2 protein-coding genes and 1 pseudogene are annotated in these 1,899 nt (G+C 59.7%); 2 read left to right on the top strand and 1 reads right to left on the bottom strand.

The window, feature by feature from the left end:
- Positions 1-152 precede the first annotated feature (152 nt).
- A complete protein-coding gene (locus tag ACXJ5O_RS25690; protein WP_457302375.1) occupies positions 153-908 on the top strand; it encodes an alpha/beta fold hydrolase in 756 nt (251 codons plus the stop codon).
- 20 nt (positions 909-928) lie between these two features.
- On the top strand, positions 929-1,234 hold the full coding sequence (locus tag ACXJ5O_RS25685; protein WP_457302374.1) for a putative quinol monooxygenase: 306 nt from the start codon (positions 929-931) through the stop codon (positions 1,232-1,234).
- Between the two features lie 36 nt (positions 1,235-1,270).
- On the opposite strand, the pseudogene ACXJ5O_RS25680 reads toward ACXJ5O_RS25685, so the two are convergent.
- A pseudogene (locus ACXJ5O_RS25680) lies at positions 1,271-1,899 on the bottom strand (hypothetical protein); the annotation flags it as partial.

Here is a 1,899-nt window from a genome sequence, read left to right as displayed (position 1 = left end):
ATCGGGAACTCATCACAGGCCAAAATCCTCGCTCTGACCATCCGATAGCGGCAAAGCTCATCGAAGCACTCGATCGCGTCAGTCCAGCGCTGTGAAGCATACGAGGCGTAATGCCTCGCCGTGTACACCTTCAATCAAATGGAGCTAGTTTTATGATACGCATTGCTTTGGCCCTGCTCTTGTCTTTGATCGCTCCTGCAGCCGCGCTGGCGCAGTCGAGCGAAAAGCCTGTATCGATTGTTCTTGTGCATGGGGCGTTCGTCGACGGCTCCGGCTGGAAGGCGGTGTTCGACATACTCACTGATGAAGGATACGAGGTGCTCGTCGTCCAGAACCCGACAATCAGCCTCAATGGCGACGTGGCCGCCACGCAGCAGGTAATTGCCGCGGCAAGACACCCGGTGATCCTGGTCGGCCACTCCTATGGCGGAATGGTCATCACGGAAGCGGGTGACAATCCGAAAGTACAAAGTCTGGTCTATATCGCAGCTTTTGCGCCCGACGCCGGAGAGTCTGTAGCGTCGCTTGCCGAAGAGCCGGTACCGCCGGGAGAGTCGGGCGCGCCGCTGCTGCCGCCCCACGGGGGCTACCTGCTCGTGGATCCTTCAAAATTCCCGGGTGCTTTCGCCGCTGATGTCGATACTTCGATTACACGTTTCATGGCCTTCGCCCAGGTACCGTGGGGGCTGGAAGCGGTGGAGACAAAAATCACCAAGGTCGCGTGGAAGGCCAAGCCATCGCATTTCATAGTCACCACCAAAGACCTGATGATCCCGCCGACCTTCCAGCGGGCGTTCGCGAAGCGGGCCAGCGCCACAACCGTGGAGATCAACAGCAGCCATGCCGTGATGCTCTCCCATCCGCAGGAGGTCGCAGCCTTCATAGAAACTGCGGGCAGCGCGAAATAGCAGACCGAGAGATCCGGATCATGGCTCACATCAAAATTATGGCGACTTTGTTGGCAAAGCCGGGCAAGGCGGAAGAGCTTGAGGCATTGCTCTTCAGCATGGCGCCCCACTGTCGGGCCGAGCCGGGAAATCTGCGATGGGACATCTGGCGGGACCAGACGAAAGCCGACCGTTATGCGCTGGACGAGCTCTATGTCGACAATGCAGCGGTGGCGGTCCACCACGAGACGCCGCATTTCAAGGAGTATCTGTCGAAAATCCACGATCTGGCCGACCGCAACGCCTTTGTCCTCGAGCCCGCGTTGGTCGCGAACAAGAATGGATGAAGTGGTGTAAGAAGCACCATTGATCCGGGCTGTGTACTATCGCCTGAGGGTCTCGAGCAGGTGACGCGCCTTCGCTACGTTCGCACACGGCGGTACGTTATCGAATTCGGCGCAGATGGGCGACAGCAGATCGGCTGCTGCCACCCGCCGGTCGGTTTTCGCCCACAGTTCCGCCAGAGCCGTCGAGGCCCGCAGCCGGAAGWAAAGCGCTCCGCTTTCTCTTGCAGTCTCCGCGGCCATCAGCAGCGTTTCCGACGCGCCCGACAAGTCGCCATCCCGCCACTGCAGCAGTCCGTGCACTCGATGCAGTTCCGGCTGGGACCAGTATTCGCCTTGGCGTTCGGCACGGTCGAAGGCAGCGCTCAGGCTGTCACGCGCGAGTGCGATACGTTTATGACGCAATGCGGCTTCTGCGAGCATGGCGAGGTAGGCAGGCACCCGAACGAGGAAATTGTTGGCAACGAGTTGCCCGATCGCCAGTTGCATCGTGTCAACACCCTCGCCTTCGCCGTCCATGCTCCTCACGGCGCCCTCGTAGAAATGACAGACGGGTCGCCAGATGGCGATATCGCGCAAGGTAAGATTACGCGATAGCATCGCAACATATCGGCGCGCAGTTTCGGTCTCTCCGGACCACACAGCTATAGGCAGGGCCGCCTGTGCAA

The sequence above is a fragment of the Phyllobacterium sp. P5_D12 genome (assembly GCF_054049495.1).
This window is presented reverse-complemented; position numbering and strand designations above follow the sequence as displayed.